The 19,768-nt window shown below is 63.2% G+C and carries 19 protein-coding genes; 5 read left to right on the plus strand and 14 right to left on the minus strand.

Translation table 11 applies throughout. The annotated features are described in order from the left end of the window. Positions 1-117: 117 nt before the first annotated feature. The 8 genes from JQ621_RS29930 to JQ621_RS29965 form a co-directional block, all read right to left on the minus strand. Positions 118-2,433 carry an Hcp family type VI secretion system effector gene (locus tag JQ621_RS29930; RefSeq protein ID WP_212240329.1) on the minus strand — a complete coding sequence of 772 codons (2,316 nt, stop codon included), beginning with the start codon at positions 2,431-2,433 and terminating at the stop codon, positions 118-120. A gap of 376 nt (positions 2,434-2,809) precedes the next feature. Next, the gene (locus tag JQ621_RS29935; RefSeq protein WP_212240333.1) at positions 2,810-3,019 is read right to left on the minus strand and encodes a YodC family protein; all 210 of its coding nucleotides are present in this window, start codon (positions 3,017-3,019) and stop codon (positions 2,810-2,812) included. Positions 3,020-3,257: 238 nt separating this feature from the next. Beyond that, entirely contained in the window at positions 3,258-4,502 is a 1,245-nt protein-coding gene (locus JQ621_RS29940; protein ID WP_212240334.1) for an ABC transporter substrate-binding protein, read from the minus strand. Positions 4,503-4,835: 333 nt separating this feature from the next. Beyond that, a complete protein-coding gene (locus JQ621_RS29945) occupies positions 4,836-5,585 on the minus strand; it encodes an HAD family hydrolase (protein WP_212240335.1) in 750 nt (249 codons plus the stop codon). After that, positions 5,576-6,475, minus strand: a complete 900-nt coding sequence (gene hemF, locus JQ621_RS29950; protein ID WP_212240337.1) for an oxygen-dependent coproporphyrinogen oxidase — start codon at positions 6,473-6,475, stop codon at positions 5,576-5,578. Before hemF ends, JQ621_RS29945 begins: the two co-directional genes overlap by 10 nt. A gap of 4 nt (positions 6,476-6,479) precedes the next feature. Next, the gene (locus JQ621_RS29955; RefSeq protein WP_212240339.1) at positions 6,480-6,845 is read right to left on the minus strand and encodes a 6-pyruvoyl trahydropterin synthase family protein; all 366 of its coding nucleotides are present in this window, start codon (positions 6,843-6,845) and stop codon (positions 6,480-6,482) included. 14 nt (positions 6,846-6,859) lie between these two features. Beyond that, on the minus strand, positions 6,860-7,492 hold the full coding sequence (gene queE, locus JQ621_RS29960) for a 7-carboxy-7-deazaguanine synthase (RefSeq protein WP_212240340.1): 633 nt from the start codon (positions 7,490-7,492) through the stop codon (positions 6,860-6,862). Between the two features lie 13 nt (positions 7,493-7,505). Then, a complete protein-coding gene (locus tag JQ621_RS29965) occupies positions 7,506-7,970 on the minus strand; it encodes a tRNA (cytidine(34)-2'-O)-methyltransferase (protein WP_212240341.1) in 465 nt (154 codons plus the stop codon). Positions 7,971-8,249: 279 nt separating this feature from the next. Here JQ621_RS29965 and petA point away from each other — a divergent pair, with 279 nt between their 5' ends. From petA to JQ621_RS29990, 5 genes are all read left to right on the plus strand, one after another. Beyond that, positions 8,250-8,780 (plus strand): ubiquinol-cytochrome c reductase iron-sulfur subunit, encoded by a 531-nt coding sequence (gene petA / locus JQ621_RS29970; protein WP_212240342.1) that lies wholly within the window; start codon positions 8,250-8,252, stop codon positions 8,778-8,780. Positions 8,781-8,842: 62 nt separating this feature from the next. Then, positions 8,843-10,903 carry a cytochrome b/c1 gene (gene fbcH / locus JQ621_RS29975; RefSeq protein WP_212240343.1) on the plus strand — a complete coding sequence of 687 codons (2,061 nt, stop codon included), beginning with the start codon at positions 8,843-8,845 and terminating at the stop codon, positions 10,901-10,903. Positions 10,904-11,055: 152 nt separating this feature from the next. Further along, positions 11,056-11,730, plus strand: coding sequence for a dienelactone hydrolase family protein (locus tag JQ621_RS29980; protein ID WP_212240345.1), 675 nt, complete (start codon positions 11,056-11,058; stop codon positions 11,728-11,730). 230 nt (positions 11,731-11,960) lie between these two features. Continuing rightward, a complete protein-coding gene (locus tag JQ621_RS29985) occupies positions 11,961-14,126 on the plus strand; it encodes an anthranilate synthase component I (RefSeq protein WP_212240346.1) in 2,166 nt (721 codons plus the stop codon). A 9-nt stretch (positions 14,127-14,135) separates the two neighbouring features. Continuing rightward, positions 14,136-14,675, plus strand: coding sequence for an adenine phosphoribosyltransferase (locus JQ621_RS29990; protein ID WP_027529190.1), 540 nt, complete (start codon positions 14,136-14,138; stop codon positions 14,673-14,675). 13 nt (positions 14,676-14,688) lie between these two features. Here JQ621_RS29990 and JQ621_RS29995 read toward each other — a convergent pair whose 3' ends face one another. The 6 genes from JQ621_RS29995 to JQ621_RS30020 form a co-directional block, all read right to left on the minus strand. Next, positions 14,689-15,021 carry a GIY-YIG nuclease family protein gene (locus tag JQ621_RS29995; protein WP_212240351.1) on the minus strand — a complete coding sequence of 111 codons (333 nt, stop codon included), beginning with the start codon at positions 15,019-15,021 and terminating at the stop codon, positions 14,689-14,691. A 90-nt stretch (positions 15,022-15,111) separates the two neighbouring features. Then, complete coding sequence (locus JQ621_RS30000; RefSeq protein WP_212240352.1) at positions 15,112-15,777, minus strand: hypothetical protein; 666 nt, start codon at positions 15,775-15,777, stop codon at positions 15,112-15,114. A gap of 60 nt (positions 15,778-15,837) precedes the next feature. Then, positions 15,838-16,587 carry a P-loop NTPase family protein gene (locus tag JQ621_RS30005; protein ID WP_212240353.1) on the minus strand — a complete coding sequence of 250 codons (750 nt, stop codon included), beginning with the start codon at positions 16,585-16,587 and terminating at the stop codon, positions 15,838-15,840. Between the two features lie 207 nt (positions 16,588-16,794). Next, entirely contained in the window at positions 16,795-18,039 is a 1,245-nt protein-coding gene (locus tag JQ621_RS30010; protein ID WP_212240354.1) for a M48 family metallopeptidase, read from the minus strand. 32 nt (positions 18,040-18,071) lie between these two features. Continuing rightward, positions 18,072-18,632: a LemA family protein gene (locus tag JQ621_RS30015; protein WP_212240355.1), complete on the minus strand. Its 561-nt coding sequence runs from the start codon at positions 18,630-18,632 to the stop codon at positions 18,072-18,074. A gap of 135 nt (positions 18,633-18,767) precedes the next feature. Further along, positions 18,768-19,745: a small ribosomal subunit Rsm22 family protein gene (locus JQ621_RS30020; protein WP_212240356.1), complete on the minus strand. Its 978-nt coding sequence runs from the start codon at positions 19,743-19,745 to the stop codon at positions 18,768-18,770. Positions 19,746-19,768: the final 23 nt, after the last annotated feature.

Here is a 19,768-nt window from a genome sequence, read left to right on the forward strand (position 1 = left end):
CGATCGCAAAGCCCCAACACATGCCGGCATCACGACTGGTCACATCCGCGGCATTGCGGCGCTGAGAGAAATCGTGCGAGCACCTTCCCGGTTCGCCTGGCGCTGAGTCTGGTGCCGCTATGCCAGAAAGAGGTCGGTGTGCAGGTGAACCGTATCATTGACCGGCGCTGAGATGACGTGAATCTGCTCGGATCCATACTCAAGGCTGAACCTCGTGATGCCCGAGGGGTCGACAGTCAGCGTCTTGACTGCCGCGAGGCCGAAGCTGTAGTCGACGGCGAGGTGGCTGGAATGCGCATCGACCTTGTAGCCGAGCACGTCGACCTCCTTGAAGGGCGTGCCGGAGGCCAGCATCTGGAACAGCTTCGGGTCGAGATTGAGCTGGGAGAAGTTCAGTTGCAGCGGGTCGAAGGCGACCTTGCCGGCCCCGGCGCCGCTCGACTGGCTGCCGATGTTGAGCGTCTGCGTGTCGCTGAACGAGAAGCTGTCCGGCGCGAACAATGTGTCGCCGTTCACGGTCAGCATCTTGCCGTTCTGGAGCTCGAACGACACGTAGTAGTGCAGCGAGGACGGACCGGTCTGATTGGACACGCCTGTCGTCGGCAGGGTCAACGGCGCGGTGGCTGAGGATGTCGCCGCTGCCGCCGGGATGCTGGACTCGCCGGAAAGCCAGCTAACATTATGGACCCGGTCCCAGCCACCGAGATCGGTCGGCGTCGTCGGGAACGAACCGTTCTTGTTCTGGACGTAATCCCGGAGCTGTTCGCGGCCATACTCCAGATCGAGCTGGCTGATGCCGGTGTTGTCGATGGTCAGCGTCTTGCCTGCCACGAGGCCGAAGCTGTAGTCGACGGCGAGGTGGCTGGAATGCGCATCGGTCTTGTAGCCGAGCACGTCGACTTCCTTGAAGGGCGTGCCTGAGGCGAGCATCTGGAACAGCTTCGGGTCGAGATCGAGCTGGGAGAAGCTCAGATGCAGCGGGTCGAAGGTGACCTTGCCGGCCCCCGCGCCGCTCGACTGGCTGCCGATGTTGAGCGTCTGCGTGTCGCTGAAGGAGAAGCTGTCCAGCGCGAACAATGTGTCGCCGTCGACGGTCAGCATCTTGCCGTTCTGGAGCTCGAACGACACGTAGTAATGCAGCGAGGACGGGCCGGTCTGATTGGACACACCTGTTGTCGGCAGGGTCAACGGTGCGGTGGTTGAGGATGTCGCCGCTGCCGCCGGGATGCTGGACTCGCTGGAAAGCCAGCTAACGTTATGGACCCGGTCCCAGCCGCCGAGATCGGTCGGCGTCGTCGGGAACGAGCCATTCTTGTTCTGGACGTAATCCCGGAGCTGTTCGGAGCCATACTCCAGATCGAGCTGGCTGATGCCGGTGTTGTCGATGGTCAGCGTCTTGCCTGCCACGAGGCCGAAACTGTAGTCGACGGCGAGGTGGCTGGAATGCGCATCAGTCTTGTAGCCGAGCACGTCGACTTCCTTGAACGGCGTGCCGGAGGCGAGCATCTGGAACAGCTTCGGGTCGAGATCGAGCTGGGAGAAGCTCAGATGCAATGGATTGAACGCGACCTTGCCGGCGCCCGCGCCGCTCGACTGGCTGCCGATGTTGAGCGTCTGCGTGTCGCTGAAGGAGAAGTTGTCCAGCGCGAACAATTTGTTGCCGTCCACGGTCAGCGTCGTGCCGTTGTAGAGCTGGAACGACACGTAGTAATGCAGCGAGGACGGGCCGGTCTGATTGGACACGCCTGTTGTCGGTAGGGTCAACGGTGCGGTGGTTGAGGATGTCGCCGCTGCCGCCGGGATGCTGGACTCGCTGGAAAGCCAGCTAACGTTATGGAGCCGGTCCCAGCCGCCGAGATCGGTCGGCGTCGTCGGGAACGAGCCGTTCTTGTTCTGGACGTAATCCCGGAGCTGTTCGGAGCCATACTCCAGATCGAGCTGGCTGATGCCGGTGTTGTCGATGGTCAGCGTCTTGCCTGCCACGAGGCCGAAGCTGTAGTCGACGGCGAGGTGGCTGGAATGCGCATCGACCTTGTAGCCGAGCACGTCGACCTCCTTGAACGGCGTGCCGGAGGCGAGCATCTGGAACAGCTTGGGGTCGAGATCGAGCTGGGAGAAGCTCAGATGCAGCGGGTCGAAGGTGACCTTGCCGGCGCCTGCGCCGCTCGACTGGCTGCCGATGTTGAGCGTCTGCGTGTCGCCGAAGGAGAAGTTGTCCAGCGCGAACAATGTGTTGCCGTCCACGGTCAGCGTCGTGCCGTTGTAGAGCTGGAACGACACGTAGTAATGCAGCGAGGACCAGTCGGTGTGTGAGGACACGCCTGTTGTCGGCAGGGTCAATGGCGCGCTCATGGGCTGTGTAGGCGTCAGGCCGTCAACGCTGAAGCCGGCAATGTTCTTGATCCTGTTCCAGCCAAACGAAAAATCCGACATCACACGATCTCCTCAACAAGGCGTTGGAAAACATTCGATCGAACTGAGTGACGAGACGGCCGCGGGCTGTGATCCATAAAAAGCGGATGGCCCGTTTCCAGAGAGGACAAGTAGTTTCGTTACACGAAAAGCAGAAGCCGACTGCTAAAAGATCAAACGTCTTGTATCCATATACCATTGGAGACCGGGCCAGCGACCGTGTCAACAAATTCGAGCGCGGTTGAAGCTCATCCAATCACAACTCAGGCATGGTGCGAATTCGCAAGTTCATCCGCTTCATCCAGCGATATCCGCTCATGCGCCGTTGTCGGCAGAGAAGCGGATATCAGGCGCGCCGGAGCTGACCGCTCCCATCAGGCTGGCGGCCAGGATGGACTTACTCGTCGTCCTCGTCGTCCTCTTCCTCGTCTTCGTCGTCCTCATCCTCTTCGACCTGGACCAGCGTGGCGAGCGGCAGCGTCTCGCGGAAGAGATCGCCTTCCATGCCCATCCAGAGGCAGAGCACGTCGTCGCCCTTGACCTCCGCCACCGTCAGCGGCTGGCCGCCCGACTTGAGCATCACGATATCGCCGGCTTTCAATTCCATGGGTTTGTCCTTTCGAGTTGATCGATCCGGACATGAAACTATCAACTTGTCATGACAGGCCGAACACGAAACGGCGGCCCGCGAAGGGCCGCTGTGCCCCCGCAGCGATCAAATTCTGCATCGCGGGGCATAATGCGATGGGGCGCGGGCGCACGTCCGCCTCAAGCCCATCACCGGTTCCTCATCCCGGTGCATTCGACTTGTGGAGGCGCAATCCTCGCGTCCTTCACGAAAAGAGTTACTTGGTGGAAAGTGCCACCTGATCGATGTGCGAGTCCATGATCGGGCCAAACCCCTCCCAGTGTTCGCCGTTGAAGCGGCTCATTCGCATCTGTTCGATCGGATAAAAATCGGTCGGCGAAGTCTTGACCCGGATACCCGGACGGAAGGTTTCGAGCGCGAAATCAAGATTAGCGGCCACCTTCATGACGTTCTCACGTGTGAGATTGTCACCGCATCCCTTCAGGACTTCGACCAATCCCTGCGACAAATTGTAGGCGGCCATCGTACCGCCGTCGGACGTGTCGGCTTCCGGATAATACTTTGCCAGGAAAGCTCGAAAGGTTTGCATGCCGGGGTAGCTGTCCCACTGCGGATCGGTGACATCCATGTTGTACAGGGCGGTCAGGATTCCCACGGCGTTCTTGACGCCTGCGGGCTTTATGACGCCACCGATCGAGTTCGAGACGTTCGTCATGATGTGGATCGGATGCCAATCGAGTTCAGCGACTTTCCGGATCGCCTGTGCCGCGTATTTGGGCGTGGCAATATTGATGAAGATTTCGGGTTTCGCGGTTCTGATCGCCACGACTTCCGAATCGATGGTCGGCGTGCCGACATCATAGGGCGCGCTGACGATGACGGTCCTGTCGAACTTGTCGCCAAGCCCGTCCTTCAGGCCTTGAATGTAGTCCTTGCCGAAATCGTCGTTCTGGTAGAGCAGGCCGACCTTGGCGTTCGGATGGTTCGTCAGAATGTAGTTTGCATAGATGCGTGCCTCCGCGCGGTAGGTCGGCTGCCAGCCCATCGTCCAGGGAAAATGCTCAGGATCGCCAAACCGTGACGCGCCGGTCGACACGAATATCTGCGGCACGCGCATCGTATTCATGTATTTCTGGATGGCGGCGTTGGTGGCGGTGCCGAGCGGCGCGAAAATCAGAAAGACTTCGTCGCTCTCGACGAGCTTGCGTGCCTGTTCCACCGTCTTCGGCGGACTATAGCCATCGTCGTAGGATATGAAGTTGATCTTCCGGCCATTGATTCCGCCGTTGTCGTTGATCATCCGAAAATAGGCACTCATCGTCCTGCCGATAATGCCGTAAGCGGACGCGGGTCCGCTATACGGCATGATGTTGCCAATCTTGATTTCGGTATCGGTCGCACCAGTATCGTATTTTTTCTGAGCAACTGCGTCGCTTCCGCTGGAAGCAAATAAAATCATGGCGGTCGATAACGCCGCCAATCGTCGCGTGACGAAAGGCATTTCGCTTCTCCCTGTGAACGTATGAACGTGCTCGCTTGTGTGGGACCTCTTGTCGGGTCTCGCGTCGAGACTGAACGTCTTTCGTCAATTCCTGTCGCCGCAGGAGAGCCACATGTCGTCCGCGCCTTGGCGCGATTGGTCAGTATGACTAACCGGCTCGCTCGTACTTGCCGCCGAGGACGTGCGCCGCAAAATTCGCGACCATGGCATCATGCGCCTGTTTTGCCCGACGGGTCAAGAATTTTTCGCAAAATCCGTAGTCGTGTCCGCGCCTGCGGCAAGCTATTGAATTTGCAGCAACCGGCTACTGTGCATGGGGTTGTTTTCGCGGGTTCAGCGCGGCACCAGCTCGGTCAGCGAGCGGATGATGCGATCGGGCTTGATGGTCGAGCCCTCCGGCAGGCCATCGCCATGCGCATCGAGCCAGATCGCATAGATGCCGAGGCGCTGCGGGGTGACGACTTCCCATTCCAGATTGTCACCGATCATCCAGGTGTCCTCGGCGGTGACGCCGAGCGTTTCCATCGCGTGCAGATAGGCGCGCTCCTCCGGCTTGCCGAAACCGTGCTCGCCCTCGATCTGGATGTGGTCGAAGCGATGGGCGAGCTCGAAGCGCTCGACCTTGGCGCGCTGCATGTCGGCCGCGCCGTTGGTGACGAGCGCGAGCTTGACGCCGTGGGCCTTGAACGCGTCGATCGCGTCATGCGCGCCGGGAAAGACGAAGATCGCTTCCTCGCGATAGGTGGTGAAGCGGTCGGCGAGGCGATCGGCGAGATCGTCGGAGAGCGCGCGATGGCCGCCGGCTGCGAGCGCGGCAAAGCCGCCGCGCACCGTGAGCCGGCGCGCCTCGCCAAGCTTCAGCCGCCAGGCGGCGTCCGCATTGGCCCAGAAGTTTCGCGCGTAAGCCAGCACGGCGGCTGCAACCTGCTGCGGCGGCAGCGGCGCGAGCTCCGGGGCGAATTCTTCCGCGATCGTGTTCCAGGCGATCTCGGGCCGGCCGTAGGCCGACAGGATCGTGTCGTCCATGTCGATCAGCATGGCGCGGGGGAGGGGCTTGGCTGCGGGCTTCAGCGTCATGGCCATTTCACCTCCGGCGGCAGCGAGGACAGGATCGAGTCGACGTTACCTCCGGTCTTGAGTCCGAAGATCGTACCGCGGTCGTAGAGCAGGTTGAACTCGACATAGCGGCCGCGGCGGATCAACTGCTCCTCGCGGTCCTCCGCGGTCCAGGCGCTCGCAAAGTTCCGCCGGACCAGTTCGGGATAGATCTTGAGGAAGGCGCGGCCGACATCCTGGGTGAAGGCGAGGTCGGCATCCCAGTCGCCGCTGTCATGCCAGTCGTAGAAGATGCCGCCGACGCCGCGCGGCTCCTTGCGGTGCGGCAGATAGAAATACTCGTCGCACCACTTCTTGTACTTGTCGTAATCGGCAACGCCGTTCGGCCCCGTGCAGGCCTCCTTCATCGCGGCGTGGAAGGCGATTGTGTCCGCGTCCTCCTGCGTGCGACGGCGGTCGAGCACCGGTGTCAGGTCCGCGCCGCCGCCGAACCACGACTTGGTGGTGACGACGAAGCGCGTGTTCATGTGCACGGCCGGCACGTGCGGATTGCGCATGTGCGCGATCAGCGAGATGCCGGAGGCCCAGAAACGCGGGTCCTCGGCGGCACCGGGAATCTGCGCGCGAAACTCCGGCGCGAACTCGCCATGCACGGTCGAGCAGTGCACGCCGACCTTTTCGAACAGGCGGCCGTGCATCATCGACATCACGCCGCCGCCGCCGTCCGTGCCGCTGTGATCGGTGCGCTGCCAGGGCGTGCGTGCAAAGCGGCCCGATACGCCGGGATAAAGGCTTTGCGGCGCCTCATCTTCCAGCCGCTCGAAGCTTGCGCAGATGTCGTCGCGCAAGCGCTCGAACCAGCTGCGGGCGCGGGCCTTGCGGTCTTCGATTGTGCCGGGGTCCAGTGTGGATGTCATGTCGTCAGCCTTGCGGACCGTAATAGGTACAGCTCTCGTTGCAACTGTCGCGGTGGATGCTGACGCGCGTCACCTTGCCGATATGGGCGAGCCGCTCCCAGACGAAGCGCGACAGGTTTTCCAGCGTCGGTGTGCCCAGCGCCTCGATCTTGTTGAGGAACTTGTGGTCGAGCATCAGGCGGACATCTTCGATGGCGCGCTGGAGCAGGCCGAGATCGACCACCATGCCGGTCTTGGGGTCGGGCGTGCCGCGCACCGTCACCTCGGCGCGGAAGGAGTGGCCGTGAATCTCTTCGCTCGCCGCGCCAAAGGTCGTTCCCGACAGCGTATGCGCCGCCTCGAAGCGGAACGATTTCGTCAATTCCCACATCTGTCCGTTCAGTCCTATCTGATGCCGAGCGATTTATGCGTCTGCACGCTCAGCCGCCATTGCGGATGGCGCAGGCAATAGTCGATCGCGCGCGCGGTGTTCTCGATCACTTCAGGTCCGTCCATCGGCTGCAGCGAGAAGCGCTCGAAGGCGAGGCCCTCGAACGCTTCCGGAGCGGCGAGGGCCTGCGGATAGACCAGCTTGAGCTCGTGGCCCCGACGCAGCACGAGCTCGCTGCCGCCCTTCGGGCTGACGCAGATCCAGTCGAGGCCCGCGGGCGGGGCAACGGTTCCATTGGTCTCGACGCCGATCTCGAAGCCCCTGGCATGGAGTGCATCGACCAGGTCCGCATCGACCTGGAGCAGCGGCTCGCCGCCGGTCAGCACGACGTAGCGATTCCCGGCGGAGGCCGTCCATTGCGCGGCGATGGTATCCGCGAGATCCATGGCCGTGGCGTAGCGGCCGCCGAGCGTGCCGTCGGTGCCGACGAAATCCGTGTCGCAGAACTGGCATGTCGCCTCGGCCCGGTCCGCCTCGCGGCCGCTCCAGAGGTTGCAGCCGGCAAAACGACAGAATACGGACGCGCGCCCGGCATGGGCGCCTTCGCCTTGCAGGGTCAGGAAGATTTCCTTGACCGCGTAACTCAACTCTCTCTCCTCGTCATATCAAATCGTGCGGGTTCCGGACCTGCCGAAGCGCTTCGCCTGCGGCCATCGCCGCGGTCATGGCGACATTGAGCGACCGCAGTCCGGGCGCGATCGGGATCACCAGCCGCGCATCCGCGGCCTCCACCACCGCATCGGTGACGCCGGCGCTCTCGCGCCCGAATAGCAGGATGTCCGACGTCTGGTAACGGAAATCGCGGTAGTCGGTAGCGCCCTTTGTGGTGAACAGCACCAGGCGGTAGCGCTGTGCCGCCCGCCACTCCTCGAATTTCCACCAGGAATCGTGCCTGACGATGCTGACGTGGTCGAGGTAATCCATTCCCGCCCGGCGGAAATGCCGGTCGGAGACCGGGAAGCCGGCGGGTTCGATGATATGGGCGTCGATCCCCAGACAGGCGCAGAGGCGGAGAATCGTGCCGGTGTTCTGGGGAATGTCGGGTTGGAAAAGTGCGATCTGCATGGGCGTCACAGGGGTGGGTGTGGGCCGGAAATGTCTCAATAAAACATCGCCGGCCGCGGAATTCGTGCATTGCACGCTCCCGCGCCGTTAGCGGGCTTGCGCTCGCCCTGCAAGGGTGCCAATAGAACGATTCTGGACTGCTGTTTTCGCCTTGTTTTGGCGGCGACGAGCGAAGTTCTGCCGCCGCGGGGGGCCGCGGGCGCCGGCAGCGCTGTTCCGGGGACCTTGGGGGCTCCTGGAGCGGTTCCACCGGCAGCATAAGAAGAAAGGGTTGGAATCGTGACGACAGCGTCTTCGGCGGACCATCCGACACGCCGTGATTTCTTATTCGTTGCAACGGGGGCAGCTGCAGCAGTAGGGGGCGCAGCTGCGCTCTGGCCCTTTGTTTCTCAAATGAATCCGGACGCCTCGACGATCGCCGCCGGTGCGCCGATCGAGGTCGATCTGAGCCCGGTTGCCGAGGGACAGGACATCAAGGTGTTCTGGCGCGGCAAGCCGATCTATATCAGCCACCGCACCAAGAAGCAGATCGACGAGGCGCGCGCCGTTCCGGTCGCGAGCCTGCCCGATCCGCAGGCCGACGAGGCCCGGGTCAAGTCCGGCCACGACCAGTGGTTGGTCGTGATCGGCATCTGCACCCATCTCGGCTGCATCCCGATCGCCCATGAAGGCAATTACGACGGGTTCTTCTGCCCCTGCCATGGTTCGCAGTACGATTCGTCCGGCCGCATCCGCCAGGGGCCCGCGCCCGCGAATCTGGCGGTGCCGCCGTACACTTTCGTTTCCGACACCAAAATCCAGATCGGCTGAGCTTCGGACCCGCGTCCGAAGCTTCGCGCCGTCTCGTCGTTTTATTTCCTCAGGATCGCATCATGAGCGGACCATCCGACTACCAGCCGAGCAATCCGGCCCTGCAATGGATCGAGCGGCGTCTGCCGATCATTGGCCTCGTCCATTCCTCGTTCGTCGTCTATCCCACCCCGCGCAACCTGAACTACTGGTGGACCTTCGGCGCCATCCTCTCCTTCATGCTGGGGATGCAGATCCTGACCGGCGTGATCCTGGCGATGCACTACACGCCGCATGCCGATCTCGCCTTCAAGTCGGTCGAGCTGCTCGTCCGTGACGTCAACTACGGCTGGCTGCTGCGCAACATGCACGCATGCGGCGCCTCGATGTTCTTCTTCGCAGTCTACATCCACATGCTGCGCGGCCTCTATTACGGTTCCTACAAGGAGCCGCGCGAGGTTCTCTGGATCCTCGGCGTGATCATCTACCTCCTGATGATGGCGACGGGCTTCATGGGCTACGTGCTGCCCTGGGGCCAGATGAGCTTCTGGGGCGCCACGGTCATCACCAATCTGTTCTCGGCCATTCCCTATGTCGGCGAGAGCATCGTGACGCTGCTGTGGGGCGGCTATTCGGTCGGCAACCCGACCTTGAACCGGTTCTTCTCGCTGCACTATTTGCTGCCGTTCCTGATCGCGGGCGTCGTCGTGCTGCACGTCTGGGCGCTGCACGTCGCCGGCCAGAACAATCCTGATGGTGTCGAGCCGAAGACGGAAAAGGACACGGTGCCGTTCACGCCGCATGCGACCATCAAGGACGGCTTCGGCGTCGCCTGCTTCCTGCTGCTCTATGCCTGGTTCATCTTCTATATGCCGAACTATCTCGGCGATGCCGACAACTACATTCCGGCGAACCCGGGCGTGACGCCGCCGCACATCGTGCCGGAATGGTATTACCTGCCGTTCTACGCGATCCTGCGTTCGATCCCGAACAAGCTCGCGGGCGTGATCGGCATGTTCTCGGCGATCATCGTGCTTGTGTTCCTGCCCTGGCTCGACAGCGCAAAGACGAGGTCGTCGAAGTATCGCCCGCTGGCCAAGCAGTTCTTCTGGATCTTCGTGGTGGTCTGCATCCTGCTCGGCTATCTCGGCGCGCAGCCGCCGGAAGGTATCTATGTGATCGCCGGCCGTGTCCTCACGGTCTGCTACTTCGCCTACTTCCTGATCGTGCTGCCGCTGCTCGCGCGTATCGAGACGCCGCGGCCGGTGCCGAACTCGATCTCGGAGGCGATCCTCGCCAAAAGCGGCAAGGCCGTCGCGTCGATCGCTGTCGCGCTCGTCGCGGCAGGTGCGCTGTTCGTCGGTTCGCTCGGGGATGCCCGCGCTGAAAGTGATCAGAAGCCGCCGTCGAACAAGTGGTCGTTCGCGGGTCCCTTCGGAAAGTATGACCGGGGTGCGCTCCAGCGAGGCCTCAAGGTTTACAAGGAAGTCTGCTCTAACTGCCATAGCCTGAACTACATCGCGTTCCGAAACCTGGCCGATCCTGGTGGTCCCGGCTACTCGGTGGCACAGGCGGCTGCATTCGCGGCCGACTACAAGGTTAAGGACGGCCCGAACGAGCAGGGAGACATGTTCGAACGTCCGGGCCGTACAGCGGATTACTTCCCGTCACCTTTCGCGAACGAGCAGGCAGCTGCTGCAGCCAACGGCGGCAAAGCGCCACCGGACCTCTCGCTGATCACCAAGGCGCGTTCCTATGAACGCGGATTTCCTCAGTTCATTTTCGACTTCTTCACTCAGTTCCAGGAGCAGGGACCGAACTACGTCGATGCGCTTCTTCAAGGCTTCGAAGAGAACCCGCCGGCGGGGGTCACGGTTCCGGAAGGGACGTACTACAACAAGTACTACCCCGGCCACGCCATCAAAATGCCGAAGCCGCTCAGCGACGGTCAGGTGACCTATGACGACGGTTCGCCGGCGACCGTTGCGCAGTACGCTCACGATGTCACCACGTTCCTGATGTGGACCGCCGAGCCGCACATGGAAGCGCGCAAGCGCCTCGGTTTGCAGGTGTTCGTTTTCCTGATCATCTTCGCATTCCTGATGTACTTCACCAAGAAGAAGGTCTGGGCCGACTCGCACTGAGCGGCCTGACGCGAACCGAAAATGAAGAAGCCCCCCGCATGGGGGCTTTTTTTATTGGACACGCGCGTGTGTTGTCCGGCGCGATTGCCTATCGCGCCGGTACCCGCCAGAATGCCGCCAACCGCTCCCCACAACATCGTCGGAGGACCACCATGGGAACCACCATCACGTTCAAGCGCCCGGACGGCAAGGACGCCTCGGGCTATCTCGCCAACGCCGCACGCGGCAATGCGCCGGGCGTGGTCGTGATCCAGGAGTGGTGGGGCCTGTCGGACCAGATCAAGGGCCTGTGCGACCGCTTCGCGCTTGCCGGCTTCGATGCGCTCGCGCCCGATCTCTACAAGGGCAAGGTGGTGCCGTATCACGACACGGACGCCGCCGGCAAAGAGATGAACTCGCTCGATTTCATGGACGCCACCACGCAGACCGTGCGCGGCGCCACGCAATATCTGTCGCGCAACGGCGCCAAGGTCGGGCTGACCGGTTTCTGCCTCGGCGGCGCCGTCACGATCATCGGCGCGGTGCATGTGCCGGAGCTCGCCGCCGGCGTCGTGTTCTACGGCATTCCGCCGGAGCAGGCGGCCAGGCCCGCCGACGTCAAGATCCCGCTACAGGCCCATTTCGCCAAAAAGGACGATTGGTGCACGCCCGAGCTGGTCAACGGCTTCGAGAAGGCCATGAAGGCGGCCGGAAAGTCGCTCGAGCTGTTCCGCTATGACGCCGAGCACGCCTTCGTCAACGAGCAGCGCCAGGCCGTGCACGACCGCGAAGCCGCCGAACTCGCCTGGGGCCGGGCGACGGAGTTTTTCAGGAAGCATCTGGGATAATTGTCGGTAACCGCGAGGGGGCGGCGCCCTTGACGCCGTCCCCGCGCCATGGTGAGTATCCGCTCCTATGAGCACCGCAGCCTGCCCATCCCGTCATTGGTGGCGCACCTCCTAAGAGGTGGCCGGTGCGATTTATTCTCCCAAAATCGTCTGAGGTCGCCAGCACAGCGCGGCGGCCTGATCGTTTCTCCTGTGTGGCGTTCCCTCGGCAAGTTTCGTAAGAGGACGACATGAACAGGACGGTCTTTGCTCTTCCCCCCAGAAGCGATTACGTCACCCGCGCAGGTCTTGCGATCACGCGCGTGGCGGAGCAGTTTACCGGCGGCGCCAATCGGCTGGATGATCTCGTCAGCCTGCTCGACCGCCGCCGCGGTGTGGTGCTGTCCTCGGGCACGACCGTGCCGGGCCGCTACGAGAGCTTCGACCTCGGCTTCTCCGATCCGCCGCTCAAGCTCGAGACCGTTGGCATCAATTTCAGGCTCGAGGCGCTCAACGAGCGCGGGCAGGTGCTGATCGCATTCCTCTCGGAGGTGCTGCGCGAACCCTGCGTCGTGATCTCCGAAAAGACCGCCACGCGGCTTGCCGGTCACATCATTCGCGGCGATGCGCCTGTTGAGGAAGACCAGCGCACGCGCCGCGCCAGCGTGATGTCGCTGGTGCGCGACCTCGTCGCCGCCTTCGCCGCCAATGACGACGGGCTGCTCGGCCTGTTCGGCGCCTTCGCCTACGATCTCGTCTTCCAGATCGAGGACCTCGTGCAGAAGCGCCCGCGCGAAGATGACCAGCGCGACATCGTGCTCTACGTCCCCGATCGCCTGCTCGCCTATGACCGCGCCACGGGGCGCGGCGTCGTGCTCAGCTATGATTTTGCCTGGAAGGGCAAATCGACCGACGGCCTGCCGCGCGAGACGGCCGAGAGCCCCTATGTGAAGACGCACCGCCAGGGTTTTGCCGATCACGCGCCGGGCGAATATCAGGCCACCGTCGAGACCGCGCGAGCGGCCTTCGCCCGCGGCGATCTGTTCGAGGCCGTGCCGGGCCAGCTGTTCGCCGAGCCCTGCGACCGCTCGCCGGCCGAAGTGTTCCAGCGCCTCTGCGTCATCAACCCGTCGCCCTATGGCGCGCTGATGAATCTCGGCGAGGGCGAATTCCTCGTCTCGGCTTCGCCGGAAATGTTCGTGCGCTCCGACGGACGCCGCGTCGAGACCTGCCCGATCTCGGGCACGATCGCGCGCGGCCTTGATGCGATCGGCGACGCCGAGCAGATCCGCCAGCTCCTGAACTCGGAGAAGGACGAGTTCGAGCTCAACATGTGCACCGACGTCGATCGCAACGACAAGGCGCGCGTCTGCGTGCCCGGCACGATCAAGGTGTTGGCGCGCCGGCAGATCGAGACCTATTCAAAGCTGTTCCACACCGTCGACCATGTCGAGGGCATGCTGCGCCCCGGCTTCGATGCGCTCGACGCCTTCCTCACCCATGCCTGGGCCGTCACCGTGACAGGTGCGCCGAAGCTGTGGGCGATGCAGTTCGTCGAGGATCACGAGCGTTCGCCGCGGCGCTGGTATGCCGGCGCGATCGGCGCGGTGAACTTTGACGGCAGCATCAACACCGGCCTCACCATCCGCACCATCCGCATGAAGGACGGTCTCGCCGAAGTCCGTGTCGGTGCCACCTGCCTGTTCGATTCGGATCCGGCCGCGGAAGACCGCGAATGCCAAGTCAAGGCCGCCGCCCTGTTCCAGGCGCTGCGCGGCGATCCGCCGAAGCCGCTGTCGAGTTTCGCGCCGGATGCCACCGGCTCGGGCAAGCGCGTGCTGCTGATCGACCATGACGACAGCTTCGTCCATATGCTGGCCGATTATTTCCGTCAGGTCGGCGCCAGCGTCACCGTGGTCCGCTATGTGCATGCGCTCGACATGCTCAAGCAGAAGAGGTGGGATTTGCTGGTGCTTTCGCCCGGCCCGGGCCGGCCTGAAGATTTCGGGATCAAGAAGACCATCGAGGCGGCTCTGGAGAACAGGCTGCCGGTGTTCGGCGTCTGTCTCGGCGTGCAGGCGATCGGCGAATATTTCGGCGGCGAGCTCGGCCAGCTCACCCATCCCGCCCACGGACGGCCCTCGCGGGTCCAGGTGCGTGGCGGACGCCTGATGCGCAATCTGCCGAACGAGATCGTGATCGGCCGCTACCACTCGCTGTTTGTCGAGCAGGATAGCATGCCTGACGTGCTCAACGTCACCGCCAGCACCGAGGACGGTGTCGCCATGGCGCTGGAGCACAAGACCCTGCCGGTCGCCGGTGTGCAATTCCACCCGGAGTCGCTGATGTCGCTCGGGGGCGAGGTCGGCTTGAAGATCGTCGAGAATGCGTTCCGGCTGGATGCGCCGGTCAATTGAGAGGTGCCAATGACCTTTGACCATGATTTGAAGGCGAGCGTCCGCACCATCCCCGACTATCCCAAGCCGGGGATCATGTTCCGCGACATCACGACGTTGCTCGCGGATGCGCGCGCCTTCCGCCGTGCGGTCGACGAGCTCGTCAATCCCTGGGCCGGCAACAAGATCGACAAGGTCGCCGGCATGGAAGCCCGCGGCTTCATCATCGGCGGCGCGGTAGCGCATCAGCTCTCGGCAGGGTTCGTGCCGATCCGCAAGAAGGGCAAGCTGCCGCACACCACCGTGCGCATCGCCTACTCGCTCGAATACGGCATCGACGAGATGGAGATGCATGTCGATGCCATCTCGCCCGGCGAGCGCGTCATCCTGGTCGACGATCTCATCGCCACCGGCGGCACCGCGGAAGGCGCGGTGAAGCTGCTGCGCCAGATCGGCGCCAATGTCGTCGCCGCCTGCTTCATCATCGACCTGCCAGAGCTCGGCGGCGCCGCCAAGCTGCGCGCCATGGACGTGCCGGTGCGCACGCTGATGACGTTCGAGGGGCACTGAGCGGCTGCGATCGTTAGATTGCCTGTGCCTTTAGCTCCGCCTGCCAATGCAGCGCGCGCTCTTTCAGGAGCGCATTCCTGACGTAAGCAGTTTCCTCATCCTCCAGCCGCTCGCACTCGCCAAATGTCAGGCCGGCCTCGCCATGCGTGTTCCACGCGGCCTGGAGGCTGCGGCAGGGGTGGCCGCCCCGGCGTAGCGTGAACCAGATGCGGTTCTTGATGGTCTCGAGGTTCGGAGCCTGGCCGACCCAGGCCTCGCCCGAAGCCGCGCAGCGGACCACATAGATGCCCGCAATGGTCTTCCGCTCCTTGTAGGCGGCGATGGCTGCTTTCCGGTCGGTGCTCACGGGGAGAGGGCCTTGCTGAGGGACGCTGCTGCGCAGCCCTTGTTAGCGGCCGATCCCGTCCACGTCAATATTATCCGGGTAAAATATTCACTACCGTTGCAGGATCAGGCTCAGCTCGAGCTCGCGGAAGGCGAGGTAATTCCGCCGGATCCACTGGTGCAGCTCGGTCGAGGAGTCCTTCTCCTGGCGCAGATAGCCGGTGAAGGAGAAGTTCAGCCGGTCGATATAGGTCTTGAGGAACCCGGGCAGCGCCGGCAGGCGCAACAACCGGCCCTCGGCCATCGCTGGCGGCAGCTCGCCGCGGATGATGAATTCGTTGTCGACGGTGATCAGGTTGATCCGCGGGATCTGCTCGCGCAGCATCGCATGGGCCCGGGCCGAGACGCGGTCGGTGTCGGCGACGAACAGGATCATGGGCGCGACATGACGGCGTGCCGCTTCCTTGAGCAGGCCGATCTCGTCCGTCATCTTGAAGAACTCATCGAAGGCGTGGAAGCCGAGGTCGATGACTTTGGCGAGCCCGTCATCGACGATGACGCGGTCCATCAGCTGCATCTTGCCGTAGGTGTCGTTCACGTCTGCGGTCTCGGTCACCTTCGGCAGGTAATCGAGCAGCGACGGCTCCTTCAGATTGACGTCGAAGGCCGCGACGTTGCCGTTCTTGAGCAGCAGGAATTCGACGAGGAGCCGCGCCAGCAGCGTCTTGCCGACCTGCGGGCGGGGCGAGCAGATGATGTAAAGGGGCGTCGCGGGCATCACGCCATTATCTGAGCGAACTTACCGCCCAATCCAGCCGTATCAGCCCTGCAAGCGCAACTATTTTTCGCTGTTGCGGGCGGGCTTGGACCCGACGATGTCGGTCAGATGGATGCGGTCGAACTCGCTCCAGACGTTGGCCAGCCAGTGCCGGACATAGCCGCGCAGCACGAACGAGTAGTTCGCGGCTTCGTCGTGGATGCCCTTGTTGGCGACGAATTTCAGGAACGGAACGGACGAGACCTCCACCTGCTCATAGGCCATTTCGTTGAGCTTCGGGATTGTCAGCTCGGTCGCGTCCTTGATGCGATGGAAATAGGAATTGTAGGTCGCCTGGTCCCACTGGAAGAACTGGGTGTCGTTGATGAAGTTCTTCACCAGGAAATATTTTGCACCGGTCATGAAGCCCGCCGTCTCGGCGATCTCGTCCAGCGAGGCGATCGAGGGTCCGAGGATGTGGAACACCGCGAAGGTGATCTGGCCGGCCTTGGCGGCGTCGAGGAAACCGATGTCGCGCAGCGACGCCAAAGCGGGTGAGAGCAGGCCGGCGCGGACGTCGATCACGGTCACCGACGGGCTAGTCGCATTGAGCGTATCGAAAATCTTCATCTGATCGGCCGTCGTCGTCATATCGACGATCTCGGTGATGTCAGGGTGGAAGCGCTTCAGCGTGCCCCGCGGCGATTCCGTATCGAAGGCGCGGGTCGGCACGTTGTTGGCGGAAAAATAATCGAGCAAGGTGCGCGATACCGTGGTCTTGCCGACCCCGCCCTTGTCCGCGCCCACCACAACCACTGCCGGCTTTGCCATTGCTGTCCCCTCACGCGCGCCCCCGATCGCGAGGTCGCAATCGGCCGGGCCCCAAATCGATGTCCCAAGGATAATCCCGAGTCTGCTGTTGGGCGCGAACATGGCAGAAACAAGGGAGAATTCAAATCTCTGCCGGCCGCTTGCGGCAATTCCCGGAGTTTTTCCCAAAGGCAGTGAAACAGGCCCAAGGTACGACGTATTCTGTGCCTAGTGGCGGCCCCACGGACCCATGGGATTGCCGATCGGATTGGGCAGGGGATTGCCGGCCGCGGTTCCGGAAGCGCTTGGGGCAGGGACTGGCGGCGGAATGGCCCGGCCGCCCGTATCGTTCCACGGACCCTGCGGAAGCGGCGGCGGCGCTGTGTCCTGCTGATCGGCCTCGGGTTCTTGCGCGGCGGGCTGCTCCGTCTCGTCAGGAGGCGGCGGCAGCGGACCGGGATCGTGGCCGCCGGCGAATTTGACCAGCGCGTCGACGCGGGACTGCACGGAAGGGTGGGTCGCGAACAGATCGGAAAAACCTTCGCGCGGATTGTCCAGGCACAGCTCCATCACCGCGGAGGTTGCGCCGGGAAGCTCGCCGCGGCCCTCGATCTTGCGTAGCGCCGAGATCATGGCATCGGGATTTTTCGTCAGTTCGACCGAGCCGGCATCGGCCAGATATTCGCGCGAGCGCGAAAGCGCGAGCTTGACCACTTGCGACACCAGCCAGGCCACCACGATGAGCACGACCGCGATGATGATCACGATCACCGCGCCACCGCCCGAATTCTTGCTGTCGCTCGATGACGAGGACGATCGTGACGACGAAGAGGAGCCGGACGACCACGATCCGCCACCCGAGCTCCAGCTCAGATTCGTGAACAGGCGGAAGAACAGCTCGCCGAAGAATCCGACCACGCCGGCGATGATGACGGCGACCACCATCAACTGCACGTCCCCGTTCTTGATGTGGGTGAGCTCGTGGCCAAGCACCGCCTCGATCTCCTGGTCGTCAAGCGCCTTCAGGAGACCCGTGGTGACGGTCACAGCGTATTGCCGCGGATTGAGCCCGGTCGCGAACGCGTTGAGCGCCGGTGAGTCCATGATCTTCAGCTTCGGCATGGTGATGCCGCGGGAGATGCAGAGGTTTTCGAGCAGATTGTAAAGGCGCGGCTCCTCCTGCCTGCTGACGTCATGGCCGCCTGTCACCGCGTCGATCATCGACTGATGGAAGAAATAGGCGATGACGATCCAGGCGACGGCCGCAATCGTCGCGAAGGGAAAGGCGACAATGAGGTCGTGGAAGCCCCGGTTCAAATAATCGGCAACGGTCTGATTGCCGTCGGTGACGACTTCGGCGACCAGCGCGCCGGCGAAGACCAGCACATAGACCAGCGCGAACAGGCCGGCGAGCAGCAGCATCGAACGAAACTTGTTCGAGGCGATGTGCGTGTAGAGACCATACGCGGCCATGACGCGCTGCCCTGCCGGCCCGTCAGCTCAGATCAGAACTTCACCTGAGGGGCTGCCTCGACTTCGGTGCGGCTTGCGCCGAGATCGAAGAAGTCCTTCTTGGTGAAGCCGAACATGCCGGCGAACAAAGCGGCGGGCATCTGCTGGATGCCGGTATTGTATTCCTGGACCGCGTTGTTGAAGAAGCGGCGGCTCGCCGCGATCTTGTTTTCGAGGTCTGAGAGCTCGGATGCGAGCTGCTGGAAGTTGGCGTTGGCCTTGAGGTCGGGATAGGCCTCCGACAGCGCGATCAGCCGGCCGAGCGCGCCGGATAGCTGGTTCTCGGCGGCGGACACCTGCGCCGGCCCTTGCGCCGACATCGCCGAATTGCGCGCCTTGATGACCTCGTCGAGCGTGCCGCGCTCATGCGAGGCATAGCCCTTCACGGTCTCGACCAGATTCGGGATCAGGTCGTGACGCTGCTTGAGCTGCACGTCGACATCGGCAAAGGCCTGGCCGACGCGCTGCCCAAGCGCCACCAGCCGGTTGTAGGCGCTGAACGCCAAGAACACGAGGACGGCGATGACGCCGAGAACGATCCAGCCGGTCGACATGGAGAACTCCTGAAAGGGAATTGGAGCGGACAGCCTAAACCAAAATGGAGCCGGGGAAGAGCCCCGCGCGGAGGGAAGGTAAGACTTGGTCGGATCACGAACCATCCAAGTTCAAGGCAAAAGCGGGAAACGAGGTTAACTTTCGGACATGACGGCATCGCCCCAGCGCCAGCGGCGGGCGCTTGCATAGGCGGCCTTGTCACGTCGCGGGACCCTGGCAAGTTCGACGCCGTCCTTGGTGCAGAGCTTTGCCGTGATCTCGGCCTTGCCGATATCCGGCGGCGCCAGCACGCGTGCGACGCGGCTCGCCGGTGGCGTGCGGGTCAGGGCGAGGTAGATGAAGCGCTCGTCCTCGAACGGCACCTCGGCGCCTTTGATCTGACGGTGTGCCTGCGAGCGTGGCAGGCGCTGGCTGAAATGGCACCAGTCAGGGGCGACGAGAGGGCAGGACTTCTCATGCGGGCAGGGCGCGGCGACGAAAGCGCCCAGCTCCGTCAGCTGCTGGCGCAGCGCGAGGATGCGGGCATAGCCGGCGGGCGTGCCAGGCTCGATCACGACCAGTGCGTGGCGCGCTTTGGCCCACATGGTCTCGGCGAGTTTGCGTTGGTCGCTCTCTGCGAGCTCGCCGACGATGTAGCTTGCGACGACGAGATCGGCCTGCGAGACCTCGGCGAGATTGGCGGCGGCATCGCCGGGCAGGTAGCGGCAATCGGCCAAACGCGTGCTGTCGCGTGCAAGTTCGAGCGCGAGCCGGCTCAGCACGGTATTGGCATCGAGCAGGGTGAAATCCTGCAGCGAGGAGAAGGCCTCCGCGGCAGCCCAGCTGGCGGTGCCGGGACCTGCGCCAACGTCGAGCAGCGTTTCGGGAGCAAAGTCCGGCGCGATCTCGGCGAGCGCGCTCAGGCTTGCGGCGACGGCGGCATAAGTCGCCGGCATGCGCGCCAGCGCATAGGCGAGCGCATCTGCTTCGGACTTGATCGTGCCGGAGCCGCCGCCGGCGCGATAAGCCGTCGAGATCTTCTGCGAGCGCTGCGCAGCGTCAGTGCGTGAAAAGCCCTGCAGCTTGGCGTCGAGCGCGGCCTTGAGTTCAGGAGGGAGTATGGGCGAGATCATCGACAACTCGCGTCATTCCGGGG

Source organism: Bradyrhizobium manausense, from assembly GCF_018129685.1.
GTDB classification, from domain to species: Bacteria; Pseudomonadota; Alphaproteobacteria; order Rhizobiales; family Xanthobacteraceae; genus Bradyrhizobium; species Bradyrhizobium manausense_D.

Coding starts and splice junctions, on each gene's coding strand:
- JQ621_RS29930 (WP_212240329.1), bottom strand. CDS start 2,433: ATGTCGGATTTTTCGTTTGGCTGGAACAGGATCAAGAACATTGCCGGC.
- JQ621_RS29935 (WP_212240333.1), bottom strand. CDS start 3,019: ATGGAATTGAAAGCCGGCGATATCGTGATGCTCAAGTCGGGCGGCCAG.
- JQ621_RS29940 (WP_212240334.1), bottom strand. CDS start 4,502: ATGCCTTTCGTCACGCGACGATTGGCGGCGTTATCGACCGCCATGATT.
- JQ621_RS29945 (WP_212240335.1), bottom strand. CDS start 5,585: ATGGCCATGACGCTGAAGCCCGCAGCCAAGCCCCTCCCCCGCGCCATG.
- hemF (WP_212240337.1), bottom strand. CDS start 6,475: ATGACATCCACACTGGACCCCGGCACAATCGAAGACCGCAAGGCCCGC.
- JQ621_RS29955 (WP_212240339.1), bottom strand. CDS start 6,845: ATGTGGGAATTGACGAAATCGTTCCGCTTCGAGGCGGCGCATACGCTG.
- JQ621_RS29965 (WP_212240341.1), bottom strand. CDS start 7,970: ATGCAGATCGCACTTTTCCAACCCGACATTCCCCAGAACACCGGCACG.
- fbcH (WP_212240343.1), top strand. CDS start 8,843: ATGAGCGGACCATCCGACTACCAGCCGAGCAATCCGGCCCTGCAATGG.
- JQ621_RS29980 (WP_212240345.1), top strand. CDS start 11,056: ATGGGAACCACCATCACGTTCAAGCGCCCGGACGGCAAGGACGCCTCG.
- JQ621_RS29985 (WP_212240346.1), top strand. CDS start 11,961: ATGAACAGGACGGTCTTTGCTCTTCCCCCCAGAAGCGATTACGTCACC.
- JQ621_RS29990 (WP_027529190.1), top strand. CDS start 14,136: ATGACCTTTGACCATGATTTGAAGGCGAGCGTCCGCACCATCCCCGAC.
- JQ621_RS30000 (WP_212240352.1), bottom strand. CDS start 15,777: ATGCCCGCGACGCCCCTTTACATCATCTGCTCGCCCCGCCCGCAGGTC.
- JQ621_RS30005 (WP_212240353.1), bottom strand. CDS start 16,587: ATGGCAAAGCCGGCAGTGGTTGTGGTGGGCGCGGACAAGGGCGGGGTC.
- JQ621_RS30010 (WP_212240354.1), bottom strand. CDS start 18,039: ATGGCCGCGTATGGTCTCTACACGCACATCGCCTCGAACAAGTTTCGT.
- JQ621_RS30015 (WP_212240355.1), bottom strand. CDS start 18,632: ATGTCGACCGGCTGGATCGTTCTCGGCGTCATCGCCGTCCTCGTGTTC.
- JQ621_RS30020 (WP_212240356.1), bottom strand. CDS start 19,745: ATGATCTCGCCCATACTCCCTCCTGAACTCAAGGCCGCGCTCGACGCC.